At 75.1% G+C, this 21,384-nt stretch carries 20 protein-coding genes; 13 read left to right on the plus strand and 7 right to left on the minus strand.

Features of this window, described 5'->3' with window-relative positions; translation table 11 throughout:
- Positions 1–25 precede the first annotated feature (25 nt).
- Positions 26–1,033 (minus strand): Gfo/Idh/MocA family oxidoreductase, encoded by a 1,008-nt coding sequence (locus tag DMB38_RS30275; RefSeq protein ID WP_125937815.1) that lies wholly within the window; start codon positions 1,031–1,033, stop codon positions 26–28.
- 98 nt (positions 1,034–1,131) lie between these two features.
- Here DMB38_RS30275 and DMB38_RS30280 point away from each other — a divergent pair, with 98 nt between their 5' ends.
- The 8 genes from DMB38_RS30280 (at position 1,132) to DMB38_RS30315 (ending at position 8,466) form a co-directional block, all read left to right on the plus strand.
- Positions 1,132–1,896 carry a GntR family transcriptional regulator gene (locus DMB38_RS30280; RefSeq protein ID WP_125937816.1) on the plus strand — a complete coding sequence of 255 codons (765 nt, stop codon included), beginning with the start codon at positions 1,132–1,134 and terminating at the stop codon, positions 1,894–1,896.
- A 164-nt stretch (positions 1,897–2,060) separates the two neighbouring features.
- The gene (locus DMB38_RS30285) at positions 2,061–3,062 is read left to right on the plus strand and encodes a sugar ABC transporter substrate-binding protein (RefSeq protein WP_047018762.1); all 1,002 of its coding nucleotides are present in this window, start codon (positions 2,061–2,063) and stop codon (positions 3,060–3,062) included.
- Positions 3,059–4,111 (plus strand): ABC transporter permease, encoded by a 1,053-nt coding sequence (locus DMB38_RS30290; RefSeq protein WP_125937817.1) that lies wholly within the window; start codon positions 3,059–3,061, stop codon positions 4,109–4,111. Before DMB38_RS30285 ends, DMB38_RS30290 begins: the two co-directional genes overlap by 4 nt.
- Positions 4,108–4,929: an ATP-binding cassette domain-containing protein gene (locus DMB38_RS30295; protein ID WP_125937818.1), complete on the plus strand. Its 822-nt coding sequence runs from the start codon at positions 4,108–4,110 to the stop codon at positions 4,927–4,929. The genes DMB38_RS30290 and DMB38_RS30295 overlap by 4 nt, the downstream gene beginning before the upstream one ends.
- Positions 4,930–5,187: 258 nt before the next feature.
- Positions 5,188–6,309, plus strand: coding sequence for an ROK family glucokinase (locus DMB38_RS30300; RefSeq protein WP_125937819.1), 1,122 nt, complete (start codon positions 5,188–5,190; stop codon positions 6,307–6,309).
- A gap of 65 nt (positions 6,310–6,374) precedes the next feature.
- Entirely contained in the window at positions 6,375–6,917 is a 543-nt protein-coding gene (locus DMB38_RS30305) for a hypothetical protein (protein WP_125937820.1), read from the plus strand.
- A gap of 21 nt (positions 6,918–6,938) precedes the next feature.
- Entirely contained in the window at positions 6,939–7,583 is a 645-nt protein-coding gene (locus DMB38_RS30310; protein WP_125937821.1) for an MBL fold metallo-hydrolase, read from the plus strand.
- A 91-nt stretch (positions 7,584–7,674) separates the two neighbouring features.
- Positions 7,675–8,466 (plus strand): exodeoxyribonuclease III, encoded by a 792-nt coding sequence (locus tag DMB38_RS30315; protein WP_125939379.1) that lies wholly within the window; start codon positions 7,675–7,677, stop codon positions 8,464–8,466.
- Positions 8,467–8,514: 48 nt separating this feature from the next.
- Here DMB38_RS30315 and DMB38_RS30320 read toward each other — a convergent pair whose 3' ends face one another.
- Positions 8,515–10,326, minus strand: a complete 1,812-nt coding sequence (locus DMB38_RS30320; protein WP_125937822.1) for an SGNH/GDSL hydrolase family protein — start codon at positions 10,324–10,326, stop codon at positions 8,515–8,517.
- Between the two features lie 177 nt (positions 10,327–10,503).
- Between DMB38_RS30320 and DMB38_RS30325 the strand changes: the two genes are divergently transcribed.
- Positions 10,504–10,950 carry a DUF6278 family protein gene (locus tag DMB38_RS30325; protein WP_047018769.1) on the plus strand — a complete coding sequence of 149 codons (447 nt, stop codon included), beginning with the start codon at positions 10,504–10,506 and terminating at the stop codon, positions 10,948–10,950.
- 19 nt (positions 10,951–10,969) lie between these two features.
- Here the strand turns inward: DMB38_RS30325 and DMB38_RS30330 are convergent, their stop codons facing one another.
- Positions 10,970–11,716, minus strand: coding sequence for a GntR family transcriptional regulator (locus DMB38_RS30330; protein ID WP_125937823.1), 747 nt, complete (start codon positions 11,714–11,716; stop codon positions 10,970–10,972).
- 133 nt (positions 11,717–11,849) lie between these two features.
- Entirely contained in the window at positions 11,850–12,593 is a 744-nt protein-coding gene (locus DMB38_RS30335; protein WP_125937824.1) for a hypothetical protein, read from the minus strand.
- A gap of 269 nt (positions 12,594–12,862) precedes the next feature.
- Between DMB38_RS30335 and DMB38_RS30340 the strand changes: the two genes are divergently transcribed.
- From DMB38_RS30340 to DMB38_RS30355, 4 genes are all read left to right on the plus strand, one after another.
- The gene (locus tag DMB38_RS30340; protein WP_240662549.1) at positions 12,863–14,122 is read left to right on the plus strand and encodes a hypothetical protein; all 1,260 of its coding nucleotides are present in this window, start codon (positions 12,863–12,865) and stop codon (positions 14,120–14,122) included.
- 129 nt (positions 14,123–14,251) lie between these two features.
- Entirely contained in the window at positions 14,252–15,094 is an 843-nt protein-coding gene (locus tag DMB38_RS30345; RefSeq protein ID WP_125937825.1) for a nitrilase-related carbon-nitrogen hydrolase, read from the plus strand.
- Between the two features lie 68 nt (positions 15,095–15,162).
- Positions 15,163–16,389: an aspartate aminotransferase family protein gene (locus tag DMB38_RS30350; protein WP_125939381.1), complete on the plus strand. Its 1,227-nt coding sequence runs from the start codon at positions 15,163–15,165 to the stop codon at positions 16,387–16,389.
- 279 nt (positions 16,390–16,668) lie between these two features.
- Complete coding sequence (locus DMB38_RS30355) at positions 16,669–17,235, plus strand: response regulator transcription factor (protein WP_346429529.1); 567 nt, start codon at positions 16,669–16,671, stop codon at positions 17,233–17,235.
- A 46-nt stretch (positions 17,236–17,281) separates the two neighbouring features.
- Here DMB38_RS30355 and DMB38_RS30360 read toward each other — a convergent pair whose 3' ends face one another.
- From DMB38_RS30360 to DMB38_RS30370, 3 genes are all read right to left on the minus strand, one after another.
- Positions 17,282–19,135, minus strand: a complete 1,854-nt coding sequence (locus tag DMB38_RS30360) for an ABC transporter ATP-binding protein (protein WP_125937826.1) — start codon at positions 19,133–19,135, stop codon at positions 17,282–17,284.
- Positions 19,136–19,182: 47 nt separating this feature from the next.
- Positions 19,183–21,048, minus strand: a complete 1,866-nt coding sequence (locus tag DMB38_RS30365; protein WP_125937827.1) for an ABC transporter ATP-binding protein — start codon at positions 21,046–21,048, stop codon at positions 19,183–19,185.
- A 205-nt stretch (positions 21,049–21,253) separates the two neighbouring features.
- Positions 21,254–21,370 (minus strand): SapB/AmfS family lanthipeptide, encoded by a 117-nt coding sequence (locus DMB38_RS30370; RefSeq protein ID WP_018837057.1) that lies wholly within the window; start codon positions 21,368–21,370, stop codon positions 21,254–21,256.
- Positions 21,371–21,384: the final 14 nt, after the last annotated feature.

Consider the following 21,384-nt stretch of genomic DNA (forward strand, 5'->3'; position numbering starts at 1 on the left):
GGACCTTCCCACCCCTCGCGGTGCCCTACGGCGCGTCCGCGATCTCCGCGACCCGGACCGGGCGCCGTTCGCGGCGCGAGAGCTCGCACGCCTCCACCACGTGGAGCGCGGCCAGCGCCTCCGCGCCGTCGCACGGGTTGGCCAGCTCGCCGCGGACCACCCGGACGAACGCCGCCAACTCCGCCTCGTACGCCGGGCCGAAGCGCTCCAGGAAGCCCTGCCACGGCTTGCCGGCCCGCGCCGGGGCGCCCGGTTCGACGGAGGTGAGCGGCGTCCGCTCGTCCAGGCCCACCGCGATCTGGTCCCGCTCGCCCGCCAGCTCCATCCGCACGTCGTAGCCCGCCCCGTTGACGCGGGTCGCCGTCGCGGTGGCCAGCGTGCCGTCGTCCAGCGTGAGCAGCGCCGCCGCGGTGTCGACGTCGCCGGCCTCGCGGAACATCGCCGGGCCCGCGTCCGAGCCCGCCGCGTACACCTCGGTGACCTCGCGGCCCGTCACCCACCGCAGCGCGTCGACGTCGTGGATCACGCAGTCCCGGTACAGCCCGCCGGAGAGCGGCAGGTACGCGGCCGGCGGCGGCGCCGGGTCCGAGGTGGCGGTCCGTACGGTGTGCAGCCGCCCCAGGCGCCCGCCGCGCACCGCCTCGCGGGCCGCGGCGTACCCCGCGTCGAAGCGGCGCATGAAGCCCATCTGGAGCACGATCCCGGCCGCGGCCACCTCCGCGAGCGCCGCACGCGTGCCCGCCAGGTCGACGGCGATCGGCTTCTCGCAGAACACCGGCAGCCCGGCCCGCGCCGCCGCGCCCAGCAGCTCCGCGTGCGCGGCGGTCGCGGCGGCGATCACCACCGCGTCCACCCCCGCGGCCAGCGCGCCGGCGGGCGTGGCGACCGCCTCGGCGTCCGTACGGGACGCGACCTCGGCGGCCCGGCGCGGGTCCGCGTCGGTCACGACGAGGGAGGTGACGTCCGGGTGCCGCCGCAGCGCGGCCGCGTGGAAGGCGCCGATCCTGCCGGTGCCGAGGAGTCCGATGCGCATGGCCTCAAAATCTCCCGTGGCCAGCGGGATTGTCAATTGTCAGGACAACCTGACGTGAAGCCTTCCGGTGGCCCGGCCCGACCGTTACGCTCCGGAGCGTGACGAAGCGCGGCACAGGCCCCGTCCCGGCCCTCCGGCTCGGCGTGGACCGCAGCAGCCCGGTCCCGCTGTACTTCCAGTTGTCCCAGCAACTGGAGGCGGCGATCGAGCAGGGGGCGCTCACCCCCGGCAGCCTGCTCGGCAACGAGATCGAGCTGGCGGCCCGGCTCGGCCTGTCCCGGCCCACCGTGCGGCAGGCCATCCAGTCGCTGGTCGACAAGGGGCTGCTCGTACGCAAGAGGGGCATCGGCACCCAGGTCGTGCACAGCCAGGTGCGCCGCCCGCTCGGCCTGACCAGCCTCTACGACGACCTGGAGGCCGCCGGGCAGCGCCCCGCCACCCGGGTGCTGGGAGTGGCCGAGGTGAAGGCCACCGCGGACGTCGCCGCGGCCCTCGGCATCGCCGAGGGCACCGACGTCGTCCGCGTGGACCGGCTCCGGCTGACCCACGGCGAGCCGGTCGCGATGCTCTGCAACCACCTGCCCGCCGAGCTGGTCGGGCTGCGCGCGGACGAGCTGGAGTCGACGGGGCTCTACCGGGTGCTCCGCGCCGCCGGCATCGCGCTGCACAGCGCCCGCCAGCGGGTCGGCGCCCGGCCCGCGACGGCCGCGGAGGCGGCGCGGCTGGGCGAGGAGGAGGGCGCCGCGGTGCTGACGATGGAGCGGTTCACGTACGACGACACGGGGCGCGGGGTGGAATTCGGCTCGCACCTCTACCGGGCCTCGCGCTACAGCTTCGAGTTCCAGTTGCTCGACCGGGGCTGACCTGGCGGGGACCCACGGGGTGACTCGCGGGTAGCCGCGGGTCAGAATGATCGGACAAGGCATTGACTCGGCCCCCGCCCCCGGCTAGAACACCTCCAGCCGCCACGCGGGCGGCGGGGGACGACCAGGGAAGAAAGGCGGGTACCCAGATGGCGCGCAGCCGTATGGCCCGTAGCACGCGGGTGTTCGCGGCGGTGGCGACGGCCACCCTGCTGGCGGTCGCCGCGGCGGGCTGCAGCGACTCCGGCGGCAAGGACGCCGAGGAGAACGACGGCGGCGGGGGCGGCGGCGGGGGCGTGAACACGCCCCGCATGGAGATAGCCATGGTGACCCACTCCGCGCCGGGCGACACCTTCTGGGACATCGTCCAGAGCGGCTCCAAGCAGGCCGCGGCCAAGGACAACGTCGAGTTCCTCTACGCCAACAGCGAGAAGGACGACGAGCAGGCGCGGCTGGTCCAGACCTTCGTCGACAAGAAGGTCGACGGCATCATCGTCACGCTCGCCAAGCCGGAGGCGATGAAGAGCGCGGTGCAGGCCGCCGTGGACGCCGGCATCCCGGTGGTGACGATCAACTCGGGCGCCGAGTTCTCCAAGGAGTACGGGGCCCTGAGCCACATCGGCCAGGAGGAGGCGGTCGCCGGCGAGGCGGTCGGCGAGGAGCTGAACGAGCGCGGCCGCAAGAACGCCGTCTGCGTCATCCACGAGCAGGGCAACGTCGGCCTGGAGCAGCGCTGCGCCGGGGTGAAGAAGACCTTCTCCGGCTCGGTGGAGAACCTGACCGTGGACGGCGCGAGCAAGCCCGCGGTGCTCTCGGGGATCCAGGCCAAGCTGGAGGCCGACGGCGGCATCGACTCGGTCGTCACCCTCAACGCGGACGTCGCCGCCTCCGCAGTGGAGGCGAAGGACGCCTCCGGCAGCAAGGCGGAGGTCGCGACCTTCGACCTGAACGCGGCCGTGGCGGCGTCGCTGGAGAGCAAGCAGCTCAGCTTCGCCGTGGACCAGCAGCCCTATCTGCAGGGCTACCTCGCGGTCGACGAGCTGTGGCTCTACGAGACGAACGGCAACGTGATCGGCGGCGGCCAGACGGTGCTCACCGGTCCCGCCATCGTCACCGAGGAGGACGCCCCGGACCTGAAGAAGTTCACGGAGCGCGGCACCCGATGACCGCCACCCTCCCGGCGGACCCGGCGCCGAAGGCGCCGGACGAACGCCTCCTGCACGCCTCCCCGCTGCACCGGCTCCTCGGCCGGCCCGAGCTGGGCTCGGTCATCGGCGCCGTCGCGGTCTTCCTCTTCTTCGCCGTGATCGCGGACAGCTTCCTGTCCAGCCTGGACACCGTGCTGTACGCCGCCTCCACCATCGGCATCATGGCGGTGCCGGTGGCGCTGCTGATGATCGGCGGCGAGTTCGACCTGTCGGCGGGCGTGCTGGTCACCTCGGCGGCGCTGACGTCGACGATGTTCGCGTACGAGATGACCGCCAACGTCTGGGTGGGCGTCTTCGTCTCCCTGCTGGTCACCCTCGCCGTCGGCTTCTTCAACGGCTACATGCTCGTCCGCACCGGGCTGCCCAGCTTCATCATCACGCTGGGCACGTACCTGATGCTGTGGGGCGCCAACATCGGCCTCACCAAGAGGATCCAGGGCACGGTCTCGACGAAGTCCATCTCGGACATGCAGGGCTTCGAGTCGGCGCGGGTGCTCTTCGCCTCGTCGATCGACGTCGGCTCGTTCAAGGTGCGGGTGACGATCCTGTGGTGGATCGGGCTGGTCGCGCTGGCCACCTGGATCCTGCTGCGCACCCGCTGGGGCAACTGGATCTTCGCGGTCGGCGGCGGCAAGGACGCGGCCCGCGCGGTCGGCGTCCCCGTGCGGCGCACCAAGATCGGCCTCTACCTCGGCGTCGCGGTGGCGGCCTGGATCTCCGGGCAGCACCTGCTGTTCTCGTTCTCCGGGGTGGTGCAGTCCGCGGAGGGCCGCGGACTGGAGCTGCACTACATCGCCGCGGCCGTGATCGGCGGCTGCCTGCTGACCGGCGGCTACGGCTCGGCGATCGGGGCCGCGATCGGGGCGCTGATCTTCGGCATGGCCAAGCAGGGCATCGTCTACGCGCAGTGGGACTCGGACTGGTTCTGGTTCTTCCTCGGCGCGATGCTGCTGCTGGCCACGATCCTCAACTCCTGGGTACGCAAGCGCGCGGAGGCGGCCAGATGACCAAGGCCACGGACGACACGGCCGCAGGGTCCGCGGCGGGCCGGCCGCTGGTGGAACTGGCGGACGTCAGCAAGTACTACGGCAACATCCGCGCGCTCGAGGCCGTCTCCCTCCAGGTGCACCCCGGCGAGATCACCTGCGTGCTCGGCGACAACGGCGCGGGCAAGTCCACCCTCATCAAGATCATCTCTGGGCTGCACCAGCACGACGCGGGCAGCTTCCGCATCGACGGCCGGGACTCCCGGCTGTCGAACCCGCGCGAGGCGCTGGACCGGGGCATCGCCACCGTCTACCAGGACCTCGCCGTGGTGCCGCTGATGCCCGTGTGGCGCAATTTCTTCCTCGGCTCCGAGCCGACGCTGGGCCGCGGCCCGCTGCGCCGGCTCGACGTGGCGAAGATGCGCGCCACCACCCACGCCGAGCTGCTGCGCATGGGCATCGACCTGCGGGACGTGGACCAGCCCATCGGCACCCTGTCCGGCGGCGAGCGGCAGTCGGTGGCGATCGCCCGGGCGATCTACTTCGGCGCCAAGGTGCTGGTCCTGGACGAGCCGACCGCGGCGCTCGGCGTCAAGCAGTCCGGCGTGGTGCTGAAGTACGTCGCCGCCGCCCGCGACCACGGCCTGGGCGTCGTGCTGATCACCCACAACCCGCACCACGCCTACCTCGTCGGGGACCGGTTCATCCTGCTCAAGCGGGGGGCCATGGCCGGCAGCCACGCCCGCGCCGGCATCACCCTGGACGAGCTGACCCGGCAGATGGCGGGCGGCAGCGAGCTGGAGCAGCTCAGCCACGAACTCCAGCGGGAGAAGTCCTAGCCGGAGCCGGGAGAGCCCGCGCCGGAGCGGTAAAACGGGCCTGACCACGCCCGACGCCGTACGCGGCGGCCGCCGCCGCACCCCGCGGCGGCGGCACGCGGCCCCGGCGCCGCCCGCTGCCCACTCCGCCGTGCGAGGGAGGGGGCCTGTGAGGCAGAATCGGCACACGTCAGCGACTCCCGACAGGGGAAGGGGCCACCCCTTGCGATCACCCGCACCCACCGAGCCGCATCCCCGGCCCGGGCGAGGGGAGCGCCCGTGACGGCCGCCGAGAGGACACCGCACGGCAGCACCGCCCGCGCCACCGTGCTGCGCAGCGTGAGCCACCGCGAGCGGCGCTCGCACCTGACCGCGCCCCGGGTGCCCACCGTGGGCATCGACATCGGCGGCACCAAGGTCGCCGCCGGCGTCGTCGACGCCGACGGGCACATCCTGGAGCGCGCGACCACCGAGACACCCGACAAGTCCAAGAGCCCGAAGGTCGTCGAGGACGTGATCGTCGAGCTGGTCCTCGACCTCTCCGAGCGCCACGACGTGCACGCCGTCGGCATCGGCGCGGCCGGCTGGATCGACGCCGACCGCAGCCGGGTGCTCTTCGCCCCGCACCTGTCCTGGCGGAACGAGCCGCTGCGCGACGCGCTCTCCGAGCGGCTGCGGGTCCCCGTGATGGTCGACAACGACGCCAACGCCGCCGCCTGGGCCGAGTGGCGCTTCGGCGCCGGCCGCGGCGAGGACTACCTCGTCATGATCACACTGGGCACCGGCATCGGCGGCGCCATCCTGGAGGACGGCCAGGTCAAGCGCGGCAAGTACGGGGTGGCCGGCGAGTTCGGCCACATGCAGGTGGTGCCCGGCGGGCACCGCTGCCCGTGCGGCAACCGGGGCTGCTGGGAGCAGTACAGCTCCGGCAACGCGCTGGTCCGCGAGGCCCGCGAGCTGGCGGCGGCAGAGTCCCCAGTCGCGTACGGGATCATCGACCGCGTCAAGGGCAACGTCGGCGACATCACGGGCCCGCTCATCACCGAGCTGGCCCGCGAGGGCGACGCGATGTGCATAGAGCTGCTCCAGGACATCGGCCAGTGGCTCGGCGTCGGCATCGCCAACCTCGCCGCGGCCCTCGACCCCTCCTGCTTCGTCATCGGCGGCGGCGTCAGCGCCGCGGAGGACCTGCTCATCAAGCCCGCCCAGGACGCCTTCGGCCGCAGCCTCACCGGCCGCGGCTACCGGCCGGAGGCGCGGATAGTACGCGCCCGCCTCGGCAACGACGCCGGGCTGGTCGGCGCCGCCGACCTGGCCCGTCTCGTGGCCCGCAGGTTCCGCCGCACCAACCGGCGGCGGGTGGAGCGCTACGAGCGATTCGCGCAGGTGGTCGGCAAGTGACCCTCCAGGACTCCGGCGAGCGTCCCGTGCGCCGCCACGACCCGGATCCCGCCCAGAATGGGCACATGCATCACCGCCCCCCGCGCCGTGTCGCCCGCTCCTGGAAGGCGTACCTCGCCATCGCCCTGCTCGTCGGCATCCCGCTGGTCTACGGCTGGATCTCCACCCAGCAGAGCCGCGAGAGCGGCCGCGACAAGGCGGAGCGCGCCGCCTTCACCGACATGGAGCCCGGCTGGCCGCCGCGCCTGCTGCGCCGCATCTACCAGGTGCCCGTGCCCGGCGGCGCCGAGTACATCCGCTACTACGAGGAGAACGCGCTGCACGACAGCGCCCTGTACGTCGACTTCACCGCCCCGCAGGAGTCCGTGGACGAGTATCTGGAGACGACCTTCTCGCGCTCCGACGTCCGGCCCCTGCCGCGGCTGAAGGACGGGCTCAACCCCATCACCCCCGCGCAGGCGGACACCGCCGGCTGGGACTTCACCGAGGGGGACTGGTCGGGGCTGAAGCTCAAGCAGCCCGGCGCGCGCCCGGACGTGTCCATCGTCGTCAACACCGCGGACCCCGAGAACCTCGTGGTGCGTACCGTGTCCACGACGGAGTACTGACGAGGAGTTGTCACCGGCATCATGGAATTGACGAAGAAGGGGCACTCCTGCGTCCGGCTGGCCAAGGACGGCGCGGTGCTCGTCATCGACCCCGGCGGGTACAGCGAGCCGGACGCGGCGGTCGGCGCGGACGCCCTCCTCGTCACGCACGAGCACCCCGACCACTTCGACGAGGGCCGGCTGCGCGCCGCGCTCGACACCAACCCGGCGGCGCAGTTGTGGACGCTGCGCAGCGTGGCGGAGCAGGTCTCCGCGGCGTTCCCCGGGCGGGTGCACACCGTCGGCGAGGGCGACGTGGTCACCGCCGCGGGCTTCGAGGTCGAGGTGCACGGCCAACTGCACGCCGTGATCCACCCGGACATCCCGCGGATCACCAACGTCGGCTACGTCGTGGACGGCGCCGTCTTCCACCCGGGCGACGCGCTGACCGTGCCGGACCGGGCCGTCGAGACGCTGCTGCTGCCGGTGATGGCGCCGTGGAACAAGGTCGCCGAAGTCATCGACTACGTCCGCGCCGTCGCCCCCCGCCGCGCCGTCGACGTCCACGACGCGCTCCTCTCCGACCTCGCACCGCAGCTCTACGGCCGCATGCTGGGCCCGAACGGCCCGGGCGTGGCCGGCGCGGAGCACCTCCACCTCGAACGGGGCACGACCCTCACGGTGTAGCCCTCCCGCCCCGGGGACCGGGGGTGCGGGCCGGGGCGGCGGGAGGCCCGGGAGCGGTGTCAGAGGGGCGGGGTAGGTTGTGGGCATGGCTGTGCGCATCGCTACGTGGAACGTCAACGGCATCAATCCCCGGCTGCCCCGCATCCTGCAGTGGCTCGAGGAGACCGCGCCCGACGTGGTCTGTTTCCAGGAGCTGAAGTGCACCGAGGAGGCGTTCCCGGGCGCCGCCCTGGCCGATCTGGGGTACGAGGCGGCGATCCGCGCCGACGGCCGGTGGAACGGGGTGGCGGTCGTCTCCAGGGTCGGCCTGGCCGACGTCACCGTGGACCTGCCGGACCAGCCGCAGTACGAGGGCGTGACCGAGCCGCGCGCCCTGGGCGCGACGTGCGGTCCGGCGCGCGTCTGGTCGCTGTACGTGCCGAACGGCCGCGACGTCGGCCACGACCACTACGCGTACAAGCTGCGCTGGCTGGAGGCCCTGCGCGCGATGGCCGCGCAGGAGGCCGCGGGCGAGCGGCCGTACGCCCTCCTCGGGGACTACAACGTGGCGCCGAAGGACGAGGACGTCTGGGACATCTCCCTCTTCGGCGGGCACACGCACGTCAGCGAGGCGGAGCGCACGGCCCTCGACGAGCTGCAGAAGTCCGCGGGACTGAGCGAGGTCTATCCGCGGGCGCTGAAGTACGACATCCCCTTCACCTTCTGGGACTACCGCCAGCTCGGCTTCCAGAAGAACAAGGGCATGCGCATCGACCACGTCTACGGCAACGCGGCGTTCACCGCCGCCGTCACCGATTCGTACGTCGACCGGGAGGCGCGGCGGCCGGGCAAGGACAAGAACCCGTCCGACCACGCCCCCGTCGTCGTCGACCTCGACCTCTAGGCCGTCACCGGCCTCCGGGCCGGCATGCGCCGGGTGTGACGTGCGGCGCTACGGGCGCGGCACGAGCAGCCCCAGGTCGATCGAGTCCGCCGCCGCCTTCAGCCCCGCGGGCCCGGGGTGGAGATGGTCCCCGCTGTCGTACGCGGGCAGCAGCCGCTGCGGCCGCTCCGGATCGCGCAGCACGGCGTCGAAGTCGAGCATCGCGTCGAACTCGGCGTCCGCCCCGGTGGCGTTGGCGCGGATGTACTCGTTGACCGCGGTGCGCCGCGCGTCGACCGCGGGGCTGCAGTCGCCGTAGCCCTCGCACGGCGCGACGGTCGCGGCCACCACCCGCAGCCCGCGGGCCTGCGCCCGCTCGGAGATGCTGCGCAGCCCGGCGATCACCTCCTCCGCGCTGGTGCCCGCGCGGACGTCGTTGATGCCCTCGAAGACCACGACGGTACGGGCCGAGGTCTGCGCCAGCACGTCGCGCTCCAGCCGGTGCTGGGCGCTGACGCCGCCGACGTCGCTGCTCACGCCGTCGCCCTTGTACCGGTCGGTGACGATGCGGTTGGCGGAGATGCCCTGGTTGAGGACGCCGTAGCGGGGCACGTCGTCCTGCGCCCGCAGCCGGGCGGCGAGCACGTCGGGCCAGCGCTGGTTGGTGCCGGTACCGGAGCTGTGCCCGTCGGTGATGGAGTCGCCGAGCGTCACGACGGAGCCGGGGCCGCCGCCGACGTCGATGCCGGTGAGGAACGGCCAGGTGGTGATGGTGCCGGTGAAGGCGTCGGCGCCGGTGTCCGCCGCGCGGTCGCCGCTGCCGTCGGCGCTGATGAACGAGGTCTGCATGGCCAGCGCGTGCACCGGGGCGGCGCGGACGGTCTCCGGCAGGTGGATGCTCACCAGCAGGTTCGATCCCGGCGGCACGGTGAAGCGGGCCGGGTCGCTGACCGCTTCGGCGCCGGCGGCGACCGTGGTGCCGGTCCTGCCGCCGAACGTCAGCGGCACCGGCCGGCCCGCGGTCGCGGCGCCCTCGCCCTGCACGGCGACGGTCGCCTGCCCGAACCGTACCGGCGACGCGGCGAAGGTGTTGGCCAGCCGCACGCGGGTGCGGTCGCCGCCCGCACCGGCGTGCACCACGAGCCGCAGCGTCCGGTCCGTCCACGGGCCCACGGCGGTGTATCCGGAGGTGCTGGCGGCCCAGCTCCCGGTCCAGCCGGTGGCCTCCGCCCGTACGGAGGCGGCGAAGACGTGCAGGTCGGACTGAGGGCCCGGGTCGTCGGGCAGGGTGAGCGAGGTGATCCGTTTGCCGCGGGTGACCGGCACGGTCACCGCGTACAGCCGGGTGGCCTCGGCCCGCGGCCCCTCCGGGGTGTTGATCCGCGGCAGCGCCAGCGCCTTGGTGGTCAGCGGCCCGGCGCGCCAGTCCGGCGCGGTCAGGCTGTACGGGCTGGAGCTGCCGTCCGCGTACCCCACGGTGCCGGTGCCGGAGACCCCGGTGCCCGGGCCGCCCGCGGTGGAGCCCGCGACGAGCAGGGAGACGGCGTTGCCCTTGCCGTCCAGCGCGACGGACTGGCCGTCGGCGACGACGTTGTCGGGTGCGCCGCGGCCGTAGCGCGGCAGCCGCAGCCCGGCCGCGTCGATGTCCAGCTTCCGCCCGGGCGTCCAGCCGGCGGCGGCCAGGTCCCCGGCGGAGAGGGAGCTGCCCGCGCCGTCGAAGTCCGCGGCGCCGGGGTCGGCGTCGTCGCTGACGGCGGTGTTGTCGAAGAGCTTCGCCAACGGCTGTGGCCCGCCGGGCCGTTCGGCGGCCTGGGCGGCCACCGGCACGGCGGTGGCGGCGAGTGCGAGCAGGGTGGCGGTGGTGACGAGGCGAATCCGCAAGGTGGCCCTCCGGGTCCCGGTTCGGCGTCTCGACATGACCAGTCATCTCAGGGGGGCGCAATGAAGCTAGAGAGACACGGGTGAACGGTCAAGAAGGCGTTCCGGGAAACACCTGGTGAGGAAAGTGGATCCGCGCGCCTGTGGTGCTCCCGCCTGCCCGGATGCGAGGGTGGGGGCATGAACATCTCCTTCCTCGACAACTGGCGTAGACGGCACGGCTCCGGGCGTGAGCAGCGGACGTCGCACCCGGACACGTCGGTCGACCAGGAGGGCGTCGCCGAGCTGCTGAGCGAATGCGAACTGCTGCGCGTCCAGGCGGAGTCGGCGGGCGTCGAGCTGGACGACACCCCGCGGTCGCTGGAGGAGCTGGACCAACTGCTGCCGCGCTGGCGGGACGACCCGGAGGTCACGCCCTGGCTGGGCAGCGACGCGGGACTCTACCTGGGCACGGTGATCGTGCGGACGATCGCGGGCGCGCAGTGGGTGATCGACTCGCACGACGGCGCGCCGGTGGTGCGGCTCTCCTCGGGGCGGGAGATGGACGTGCTGGAGATCGGCGCGGAGTGGGCGGCGAACGGGGCGCCGGAGCTGTCCCAGATGTACGCCGAGGTCGCCGAGGGCTGACGCGCGGCGCCCCGGCCCGTCAGCCGGTGAAGGCGATGTCGTACTCCAGCCGCCAGCGGTCGGCCCGTACCACCGCCTCCGAGGTCTCCACCGCCCGGCCGCGCTCGTCGTAGTGCGTGCGCTCCACCGTCGTCACGCACTGCCCGGGCGCACAGCCCAGGGCCTCCGCCTCCGCCGTCGTCGCCGACCGCGAGCCGACCAGCTCCGCGGCCCGCACCACCCGGATCCCGATGGCCGCGAACCGGCCGCGGACGCCGCGCCTGGCGTACGGGCCGCGCTCGGGGAAGACCACGTCCGTGCCGTCGGTGAAGGCCAGCGGCTCCCAGCTCACGGCCAGCTGCACCGGCTTGCGGTCGGCCAGGTACTCGTACTGCGTGCACATCACCCGGTCGCCGACCGGGATGCCGAGCCGGCGCGCGGCCTCCCGCGGCGCGGGCCCGGGGGTGGAGACCGCCTCCCAGGTCAGCGTCACCCCCTCGGGCAGCAGCCGGGCGGCGAAGGGGGAGTCGACCGCGCCCGTGCTGCGCAGCAGGCTGCCCACGGGGGTGCGGTCGGCGACGAACACGCCGCGGCCGAACTGCCCGTGGGCGTAGCCGGCGGCCTTCAGCACCCGCACGGCCCGGTCGACGGTCTGGTCGCTCGCCGCGTACGCGCGCTTGAGCTGGGAGCGCGACGGGATCTGCGCCCCCACGGACAGCTCACCGCCGTCGATCCGCTCGCGCAGATCGTCGGCGATGCGCTGGTACACCGGCTTGGCGTCGCCCATACCCGGGGGCTCCTCTCCCGCAACTCGCCCGACAGGCTAGGTACTCAGGGAGCGAATGCGTACCTAGGTCGGCTTCCTTGCCACGTTGGCCGCCGGGCGTGCGCTCCGGCCGCGCGGGCGCGCCGTGGCGGGGTCACGACTTGCCGTGCTTCCCGTTCGGCTGGGCGAGCGGCGTCTGTGCCTGCTTGGTCACGTCGCCGACGAGTTCCACCACATCGGGTCCGTACGACTGCGAGTTGACGACCTTCAGGAGCAGGACGAAGGAGTTGCTGCCGTACTTCCGGTTCAGCCGGCTCTCGTTCTTCACCAGATAGCGCATCGCCGCCTGGTTGGTGATGGAGCGCTGGCCGCACGAGAGGAAGACCGGCCTGGCCTCCTGGCCCGCGGAGAGCCGGGCCAGCAGCACGTGCTCGCTCACCCCGTTCTCCAGCCGGTAGCGCTCCGTGCCCACCGCGAACGCACCGCGGTCGGGGCCCGGCTCGGGGTCGGTGTTGATCCGTACCCCCGGCAGCAGGGACTGCATGTGCGCGGCCATGCGGCGGTTGGATATCGGGGTGCCGACGCAGAACTCGGTGCGGTCGCCGAACGTCTGCTGCGCGGTGTCCTGCGCGACGACCTGCGCGTGCGCCCCGCAGGACTTGATCACCGCGGACAGCTCCAGCAGGGCGAGCGCGTCGTGCTTGGCCACGCTCCAGTCCCCGCCGCCGGCGTCCCGGTTCACCACGACCAGGGCCTCCGAGTTCCGCGGCAGCCCGAAGAAGCGCTCCCGGCGCCGGTGGCGGCGCCCGACGAGGCTGCCGCGCGCGTACCACCCGAGCGCGGCGCCGACCACGAGGCCGGCGGCGGCCGAGACGAGGACGAGGATGGGTTCGCTCATGACCGGGCATGCTAGCGGTCGTCCGTAACATTGTTCGAGGCTGCCGTACCTCGGGTTCCGTTTACCGCGGCTGCAAAGCCCCCGTAGCGCGGACGAAATACAACGGGTGTCGAATGCCCGCCGTGGCGGAACAATCGCTGCCGCCGGAAATGGCGGAATTCGCGCGATTCTTGCGGCAGATCACAGGATGGCTGGATGAAGGGTCCGGCTGGTACGGAGTCTTTCGCCGCGGCGATCCCGACGGGCTGCAAGCCTGCCTGGACGGCTCCGTGCCGGCCCCGTGGGACGTCGTCGAGTCGCTCCTGCACGACCTGGCCGAGCACGCCGGACGGCGTACGGCGGACGCGGCGCTGCCGCGCGCCCGCGATCTGCACCGCGCCGCCGTCGCCGCCCACGACGCCCGCAGCCCCGACCCCGCCGCCCTGACCGCGGTGCTCCGCGCCCGGCTCGCGGAGCACCGCACGGCGGAGGAGGACGTCGAGCGGCTGCGCGACCGGCTGGCGGTGGAGCGCAACCCCTGGACGGCGGAGCAACTGGAGTACGAGCTGGCGTGGGTGCGCGACGACGCCGCCCGCGCGGCCGCCCGCTGTGCGGAACTGCGCGGCCGGATCGAGGCGCTGGCGCGGCAGGCGGCGGGCCGGGAGCCCGCGCCCCCGCCCCCGGCGGCACTCCGGGGCGCCCGGTTCGCGGGAGCCGCCTCGGCGCCGCCGCCGGTGCTGCCCGCCGTGGGCGGCGCGTACGAGGGCGTGCCGCCGGACGCCGCCGAGGCCGGCGCCGCCGAGCCGCCCCCGCCCCGGGGCGCCCGGTTCCCGGGCCCCGGTACCGAGGGGGCCGGCGGTCCGCCCGCGGCCGGGACCCCGGAGCCGGCCGCCGTGCCGTCCGTACCGCCGCCCAGCGGCGCCCGGTTCGCCGGCGCCGGGTCCGGGGGCGGCGGGCGGCGCCGGAAGGACGCCGCGGAGGCCGACCGCGCCGCCGCCCGGCGCGCCGCCGCGCGCCGGCTCGCCGGCGAGACCGCCGCCGCCGTGGCCGCCCTGCGCGACGCGGGCCGTACCGGCGAGGCGTACGGCCGGCTCAGCGCCGCCGCGGCGGGCCCGCCGGAGGTGCTGCCCGACCTCGCCGCCGAGCTGGAGCGCACCGCCGGCACCGCCGAGGTGGCGACCCTGCTGTGGGAGGCCGCCGCGCTGCCCCCCGAGGGGCTGACCGGGGCCGCGGACGCGTTCGCCGCGGCCGGCCGTGCGCGCGAGGCGCTGCAGCTCGTCCGGTACGCCGCCGCCCGGCCCGTACCCGAGCTGGCCGCGATCCTCTCCGCCCTCCACCGCGCGGGCCGCGACCGGGAGTCGGAGGAACTGCTCGACGCCTTCGCCGCCTCCCGCGGCACCGACGAGGCCGTCGAGCTGGCCGGGGCCGATCCCGGCCGGCTCGTGCCGCAGTTGCTGCGCGCCGCCCGCCGCGGGCCCGCCCAGCGCCACCGCCGGCTCGCCCTTGCGATGCGCTCCGCGGGCCTGCCGGGTGCGCCCGAATCCGCCTGAACCGGGCCGTTCCGCCCGGCCGGCGTTCGGTGCGCCGCTCTTGCCAGCGCCACCGCGGCGACTTACGTTCAGAGATCCGCCCGGCCTCTACGTGCGTAGAGCCTCCGGCGTCCCGTCCGAGGAGCAGCCATGGCCAACGTTGTACGCGCCGCACTCGTCCAGGCGACGTGGACCGGCGACACCGAGTCGATGATCGCGAAGCACGAGGAGCACGCGAGAGCCGCCGCCGCCGGCGGCGCCCGCATCATCGGCTTCCAGGAGGTCTTCAACGCCCCTTATTTCTGCCAGGTGCAGGAGCCCGAGCACTACCGCTGGGCCGAGCCCGTACCCGACGGGCCCACCGTCGTACGGATGCGGGCGCTCGCCCGCGAGACCGGCATGGTCGTGGTCGTCCCGGTCTTCGAGATCGAGCAGGAGGGCTTCTACTACAACACCGCGGTCGTCATCGACGCCGACGGCACGGTCCTCGGTAAATACCGCAAGCACCACATCCCGCAGGTCAAGGGCTTCTGGGAGAAGTACTACTTCAAGCCGGGCAACGCCGGGTGGCCGGTCTTCGACACCGCCGTCGGCAGGGTCGGCGTCTACATCTGCTACGACCGGCACTTCCCCGAGGGCTGGCGCGCCCTCGGCCTCGCCGGCGCCCAGCTCGTCTACAACCCGTCGGCGACCTCGCGCGGCCTGTCGGCGTACCTGTGGCAACTGGAGCAGCCCGCGGCGGCCGTCGCCAACGAGTACTTCATCGCCGCCATCAACCGCGTCGGCGTCGAGGAGTACGGCGACAACGACTTCTACGGCACGAGCTACTTCGTCGACCCCCGCGGCCAGTTCGTCGGCGACGTCGCGAGCGACAAGGAGGAGGAACTGGTGGTGCGCGACCTGGACTTCGGCATGATCGAGGAGGTCCGCCGGCAGTGGGCCTTCTACCGGGACCGCCGCCCGGACGCCTACGGGGACCTGGTGCAGCCGTGAGCGCGGCGAACGGCGGCGGCGTACACCGCGATCTGCTCGCCCGGCACCGGGCCGTCCTGCCCGACTGGATGGCGCTCTACTACGCCGAGCCCATCGAGATCACCCACGGCGAGGGCCGGCACGTCTGGGACGCCGAGGGCAACCGCTACCTCGACTTCTTCGGCGGCATCCTCACCACCATGACCGCCCACGCCCTCCCGGAGGTCACCAAGGCGGTCGCCGAGCAGGCCGGCCGCATCCTGCACACCTCCACCCTCTACCTCAACCGCCCCATGGTGGAGCTGGCCGAGCGCATCGCGCAGTTGTCCGGCATCCCCGACGCGCGGGTGTTCTTCACCACCTCGGGCACCGAGGCCACCGACACGGCGCTGCTGCTGGCGAGCACGTACCGCGGCTCCAACCAGGTGCTGGCCATGCGCAACAGCTACCACGGCCGCTCCTTCACCGCGGTCGGCATCACCGGCAACCGCGCCTGGTCGCCCACCAGCCTCTCCCCGCTGCAGACCCTCTACGTCCACGGCGGCATCCGCACCGCGGGCCCCTTCGCCGACCTCGACGACGCCGCGTTCATCGACGCCTGTGTCGCCGACCTGCGCGACATGCTCTCCCAGACCCGCGGCGTCGCCGCCCTCATCGCCGAACCCGTCCAGGGCGTCGGCGGCTTCACCTCCCCGCCCGACGGTCTGTACGCGGCGTTCCGCGAAGTGCTCGCCGAGGAGGGGATCCTGTGGATCACCGACGAGGTGCAGTCCGGCTGGGGCCGTACCGGCGACCACTTCTGGGGCTGGCAGGCGCACGCGGGCAACGGCCCGCCGGACATGCTCACCTTCGCCAAGGGGATCGGCAACGGCACCTCCATCGGCGGCGTCGTCGCCCGCGCCGAGATCATGAACTGCCTGGACGCCAACTCCCTCTCCACGTTCGGCGGCAGCCCGGTCACCATGGCCGCGGGCCTGGCCAACCTCGGCTACGTCCTGGAGCACGACCTCCAGGGCAACGCCCGCCGCGTCGGCGGCCTGCTCATCGAGCGGCTGCGGGCCGCCGCGGCGGGCCTCGCCTCGGTGCGCGAGGTACGCGGCCGGGGCCTGATGATCGGCATCGAGCTGGCCACCCCCGGGCACGCCGCGGCGGTGCTGGAGCACGCCCGCGCGGGCGGCCTGCTCGTCGGCCGGGGCAAGGCCGGCGAGACGCTGCGCATCGCGCCGCCGCTCTCCCTCACCGTCGCGGAGGCGGAGGAGGGCGCGGCCGTACTCGAACGGGCCCTGCACGCCGCCGACGCGGAAACCGGCGGCTGACGCGGAGTTCGCACGCACGAGGGCCGGCCGTGGCGCGGGAGCGCGCGGCCGGCCTTCGGCTTGCGGGCCCCGGTTCCCGGGTTTCACGGGCCGACGGCTGTCAAGGGCCCGGAGGGGGGCGCGCAGTCGGTCCGCCCGCCGGGTTGTGCGCCCTTCTCGCACCGTGATGTCCGGAACTACGCGCACAAAACGGCGCCGACTCCGTGTATTCATAAGCGACCCGACCGTGACCCCGTCGGGCTCGTTTCCGGGTGACGAGGGGGGCGCTCAGTGATCCGCGTGCTGCTGGTACACGACACGATGCTCATCAGGTCGGCGCTGGCCGCCCTGCTGGGAGGAGAACAGGATCTCGACGTACTCACGGCGGCGTGCCGCCACGAGCGAAGACAGGCGGGGGACTGGCAGGCGCAGGTGTGCGTGGTGGACGGCGACGGCGCGTGGTCCGGGCTGCCGGACACCACCGCGGAGAAGGTGGTGATCCTCACCGAGACGGGCCGGCCGGGGCTGCTGCGCCGGGCCTCGCAGGCCGACGTGCGGGGCTTCGTCAGCAAGGACTCGGCGCCGGAGCGGCTGATCGCCGGCATCCGGCGGGTGGCGACCGGCGAGCGGTACGTCGACGAGGCCCTGGTCTGCGACTTCCTCAGGGCGGCGGACATGCCGCTCACCCGCAGGGAACTGGCGGTGCTCGCGGCCGCGGCGGAGGGGGCGCCGGTCGCGGAGATCGCGTCGGCCCTGCACCTGGCGGGCGGCACCGTCCGCAACTACCTCGCCGCGGCGATCCGCAAGACGGGCGCGCGCAACCGGGTCGACGCCATCCGCATCGCGGACAGCGCGGGCTGGCTCTGACAGCCTTCCCGTCCGCCCGGGGCAGCGACACGGGCGGACGGGAAGGTCAGCTTCCGGGGGGCGTGGGCACGAGCCCGGGGGCGCCGGTCAGCTCGCGGTAGAAGGGCGAGCGTTCCAGCAGGTCTTCGTGCGTGCCCGCCAGCGCCGACCGGCCGTCCAGGACCAGCACCCGGTCCGCCCGCGCCGCCGACGCCACGCGGTGCGCGACGACCACGAGCGTCCCCCCGGGCCGCTGCGCGAACGCCCGCTCCGCGACCGCCTCCGCGGCCGGGTCGAGGTGGCACGTCGCCTCGTCGAGCAGCGCGAGCCGCGGCGGCGCCAGGTGCGCGCGGGCGAGCGCGAGGAGCTGCCGCTCCCCGGCGGACAGCTCCGCGGGCCGCAGCGGCGCGTCCAGCCCGCCGAGCCGGGCCACGAGGGGCGCCGCGCCGACGGCGTGCACGGAGTGGTGGAGTTCCGCGTCCCGCACGGGGGAGGGGCACAGATAGGCGAGGTTGTCGCGGAGGCTGCCGCCGAACACGTACGCCTCCTGCGGCAGCAGCACCGGGCGGCAGGACCGGCGCACCTCGCCGTCCCCGGGCAGCACGAGCCCGGCCGCCAGACTCGCCAGCGTCGACTTCCCGATGCCGCTGGGTCCCACGACGGCCAGGTGCTCCCCGTCCCGTACGACGAGGTCGAGCCCGCGGATGACGGCGCCGGAGCGGGGCCCGTACCGGAAGGAGACCCGCCGCAGTTCGAGCACGGCGCCGGGAGCGAGGGGGCGGGGGGTGCCGGGCGGGGCGCCGGGTGCCGCGCCGGTACGGGGGCGGGGGAGCCCGGCCCCGTCGCCGTCCCGGGTGCCCTCGTCGCCGCCGTCCCCGGGGGCCGGGCGCGGGGGGCCCGCGGCGTACAGCCTGCCCGCCACCACCGTCAGCCGGGTGCCCGTGCCGCCGAGGCCGAAGACCAGCGACTGCAGCGCCGGGAGCAGCGCCTGCGTGAGGTACGCCAGCGCGCCCACCAGCGCGCCCGCCGTCACCCCGCGGGCCAGCAGCCATGGCGCGGCCAGCAGCAGGGCCAGCACCGGCAGCCTGCCGCCGACGCCCACGGCGACGTCCCGCATCGTGCCCCAGCGCGCCAGCGCCGTCGAGGCGGCCAGCTCGGCGTCCACCCGGGCCCGTACGGCGTACTCCGCGCGCCGCTCGCCGCCGCAGGCGACCACGTCGCGCAGGCCGTCCACGACCGACCCGAGCCCGTCGGCCAGCGCCTCGTCGGCGGCGAGGAAGTCCCGCTGGCGGCGGGAGAGCGGACGCAGCGACCAGCCGAAGACCGCCAGCCCCGCCACCAGCGGCGGCAGCACCACGAGCAGCAGCGGCGGCGCCAGCGTCAGCAGCCCCAGCAGCGCGGCGGCGGCGGTGACGACGAAGGACCGGGTCACCATCACGAGCCCCGCGAAGCCGTCGCGGGCGATCTCCACCTGGTGCGTCAGCCGCGACACCGCCGCCGGCCCCTCCGCCCGCGCGCGGGCCGCGGCGCGCTCCAGCGCCCCGGTGACGACGCGCCGCACGAGGGTGTCCCGCAGGTCCTCGGTGAGCCGGGCGACGGCCCCGTACACCCGCAGCGTGCCGAAGGCGCCGACCGCGACGCCCACCGCCGCGGCGGCGAGCCAGGCGAGCCCCACCCCGGGGCGGTCGGCCAGGAACCCCCGGTCGACGGCCCGCGCGAGGGCGTGCCCGAGCAGGAAGGTCTGGAGCGCCTCGACGGCGGACCACCCGGCCACCGCCCCGACGACCCGCCGCCTGCGGCGCAGGAACCGCAGCCCTGCGGGGACGAGGACCCGCAGCCCGGGAGCGGGGCCGGCCGGTCCGGTCCGCGGGGCGGCGGCGCCCCGGCCCGCGGGGCGCTGCTCGGCGTCGCGGTCACGCATCGGCGGGCTCCTCGTACTGCCGCGCGCGGCACGCGCGGGCGCCCCGGTCACGCATCGGGCGGCTCCTGCGACCACAGGGCGCGGTACGCGGGGTCGGCGCACAACTCCGCGTGCGGGCGCAGCGCGCGGACCCGGCCGCCGTCGAGCCACGCGACGAGGTCGGCGCGCGCCGCGGTGGCCACCCGGTGCGCCACGATCAGCCGGCTGCGCCCCGTGCCGGTGCGGAGGGCGGCGCCACCCCCCTGGGCACCGCCCCCCGCACCGCCCCCGCCGGGCCGCTCGTCCGCCCCGGGCGGCGCCAGCAGCGCCCGCTCGATGCGGAGCTCCGTGGCCGCGTCGAGCCCGGAGAGCGCGTCATCCATGATCAGCAGCCGGGCCTCGCGGGCGAACGCGCGGGCGAGACCCAGGCGTTGCAGCTCGCCCCCGGACAGCGGCGCGTCCGCCGCGGGGGTGGCGTAGCCGGCGGGGAGCGCGCGGACGAAGGCGTCGGCGTCGGCCGCCCGCGCCGCCGCGGCCACGCGGCCGGCCGTGACCGGGGTGCGGGCGTCGGCGTACGCGAGGGCCTCCGCGACCGTGCCGCCGAGCAGCGCGGGGCGCGCGAAGGCGTAGGCCACCGCCGCCCGCAGCTCCGTGCGCGCCAGCGCGGGCAGCGGCACGCCGTCGAGCCGTACGTCGCCCGCGTCCGGGTCGGCGAGCCGTCCCGCCACCGCGGCGAGCAGCGACTTGCCGGCGCCCGAGCGCCCCACCACCGCGACCGTCGCCCCCGCCGGCACCGTCAGGTGCAACTCGCGCAGCACCGTCCGCCCGCCGCGGCGCACCGTGACCCCGCGCAGCTCCAGCCGGCCGCCGCCGTCGGCGGGTGCGGCGTCGGGCCCGTACGGGACCGGGGGCAGCCCCAGCACCGGCGTCAGCCGCTGCGCCGCCGCCCGGCTGCGTACGAGGGTGTTGACGTGCCCGACGAGGACGCCGATACCGCCGGCGAGCATCGCGTACCGGCCCGCCGCCAGCAGCTCGCCCACGCTCAGCCGGCCGGCGCCGAGCCGCAGCCCGGCGACGGCCACGACGGCGAGCTGGAGCAGCGGCACGACGACGGCCGCCTGCGCGGTGGCGCGGCCCTGCACCTGCCACATCCGGTGGCCGTGCCGGCGCAGCTCCGGCAACGGGCCCAGCACGCGGCCCCGTTCGCGGCCGGCGGTGCCGGCGGCGGCGATGGTCCGCGCCCCGGCCAGGGCCTCGGCCAGCCGCGCCGCGATGGCGGCCTGCGCCTCCTGGTAGCGCGTCACGCAGTCGCCCGCGCTGCGGACGAACGCGCGCAGCAGGAGGACGAGTACGGGGGTGCCGACGCCGAGGACGACGGCGAGCCAGGGGTCGATGACCGCCAGCGCGACGAGCGCGCCGACCGGGGTGAGCAGAGAGCCCAGGGTGGAGGCGGCAGCGGCGGGGGCGGCGCCGGCGTGGGCGGCGTTGCCGGTGGCGCGGGTGACGAGGTCGCCGGTGGCCCAGCGGGCGGCGCGGTGCGGCTCGGCGGCCAGCGCGGCGCCGAGCAGGCGGCGGCGCAGCCAGGCGGTGGTACGGGCGGTGGTGACGCCGTTGAGCACGGTCTCGGCGGCGTCGAGGAGGATGGTCGCGGCGGTGAGGGCCGCGCACAGGGCGAGGGCGCGGGGGGCGCCGGGGGAGTCGGCGAGCAGCCGGTCCAGGGCGACGCCGAGCATCGCGGGCAGGGCGAGCGCCGCGCCCGCGGCGGCGGTGGTGACCAGGCAGAGCGCGGCGGTGTACGCGGCGCTGTGCCGCCCGGCCCGCAGCAGCAGCCGCCGCGTCCCGTCCCCGGTCTCCTCCGGCCCGCCGGCCGGCGGATCCGCTCCCCGGCCGCCGGCGCCGTCCGGCGGGCCCTGGACCGCCCGGGAACCGTCCACGCAAACCGTCCCTTCCCCGCCGGACTCCGGTCGCCGCGGCCTCGTCCGTACGGCCCCTGCGCGCTCCGGTGTCCCCGGCCCCTGCTTCTCCGCCCGCTGCTTGCCCGTGCCGCCTGCCGCCGTTCCCCGCCCGCCGCCCCGGCGAGGGGACCGCGCGGCCCCGGGCGCCGTCGTGTGCGCCCGGGGCCTCTTCGGTGCGGGAGGGTCACAGGCAGAGCAGCACGCTGTGCGAGCTGTGCTTGCCGCACAGCAGGCTCAGGCTGCTGTCGCCGCCGCCGGTCTGCTCGGAAGCCTCGAGGGCCTGAAGGTCGAGAAGCGCCATGATGTCTCCTTGGT

It is taken from the genome of Streptomyces sp. WAC 06738 (assembly GCF_003945505.1).
GTDB lineage: Bacteria > Actinomycetota > Actinomycetes > Streptomycetales > Streptomycetaceae > Streptomyces.

What these genes read in the sequence shown, in the direction of transcription:
- DMB38_RS30275 (WP_125937815.1), bottom strand. Translation starts at nt 1,033, where the DNA reads ATGCGCATCGGACTCCTCGGCACCGGCAGGATCGGCGCCTTCCACGCG.
- DMB38_RS30285 (WP_047018762.1), top strand. Translation starts at nt 2,061, where the DNA reads ATGGCCCGTAGCACGCGGGTGTTCGCGGCGGTGGCGACGGCCACCCTG.
- DMB38_RS30290 (WP_125937817.1), top strand. Translation starts at nt 3,059, where the DNA reads ATGACCGCCACCCTCCCGGCGGACCCGGCGCCGAAGGCGCCGGACGAA.
- DMB38_RS30295 (WP_125937818.1), top strand. Translation starts at nt 4,108, where the DNA reads ATGACCAAGGCCACGGACGACACGGCCGCAGGGTCCGCGGCGGGCCGG.
- DMB38_RS30305 (WP_125937820.1), top strand. Translation starts at nt 6,375, where the DNA reads ATGCATCACCGCCCCCCGCGCCGTGTCGCCCGCTCCTGGAAGGCGTAC.
- DMB38_RS30310 (WP_125937821.1), top strand. Translation starts at nt 6,939, where the DNA reads ATGGAATTGACGAAGAAGGGGCACTCCTGCGTCCGGCTGGCCAAGGAC.
- DMB38_RS30325 (WP_047018769.1), top strand. Translation starts at nt 10,504, where the DNA reads ATGAACATCTCCTTCCTCGACAACTGGCGTAGACGGCACGGCTCCGGG.
- DMB38_RS30330 (WP_125937823.1), bottom strand. Translation starts at nt 11,716, where the DNA reads ATGGGCGACGCCAAGCCGGTGTACCAGCGCATCGCCGACGATCTGCGC.
- DMB38_RS30335 (WP_125937824.1), bottom strand. Translation starts at nt 12,593, where the DNA reads ATGAGCGAACCCATCCTCGTCCTCGTCTCGGCCGCCGCCGGCCTCGTG.
- DMB38_RS30345 (WP_125937825.1), top strand. Translation starts at nt 14,252, where the DNA reads ATGGCCAACGTTGTACGCGCCGCACTCGTCCAGGCGACGTGGACCGGC.
- DMB38_RS30350 (WP_125939381.1), top strand. Translation starts at nt 15,163, where the DNA reads ATGGCGCTCTACTACGCCGAGCCCATCGAGATCACCCACGGCGAGGGC.
- DMB38_RS30360 (WP_125937826.1), bottom strand. Translation starts at nt 19,135, where the DNA reads ATGCGTGACCGCGACGCCGAGCAGCGCCCCGCGGGCCGGGGCGCCGCC.
- DMB38_RS30370 (WP_018837057.1), bottom strand. Translation starts at nt 21,370, where the DNA reads ATGGCGCTTCTCGACCTTCAGGCCCTCGAGGCTTCCGAGCAGACCGGC.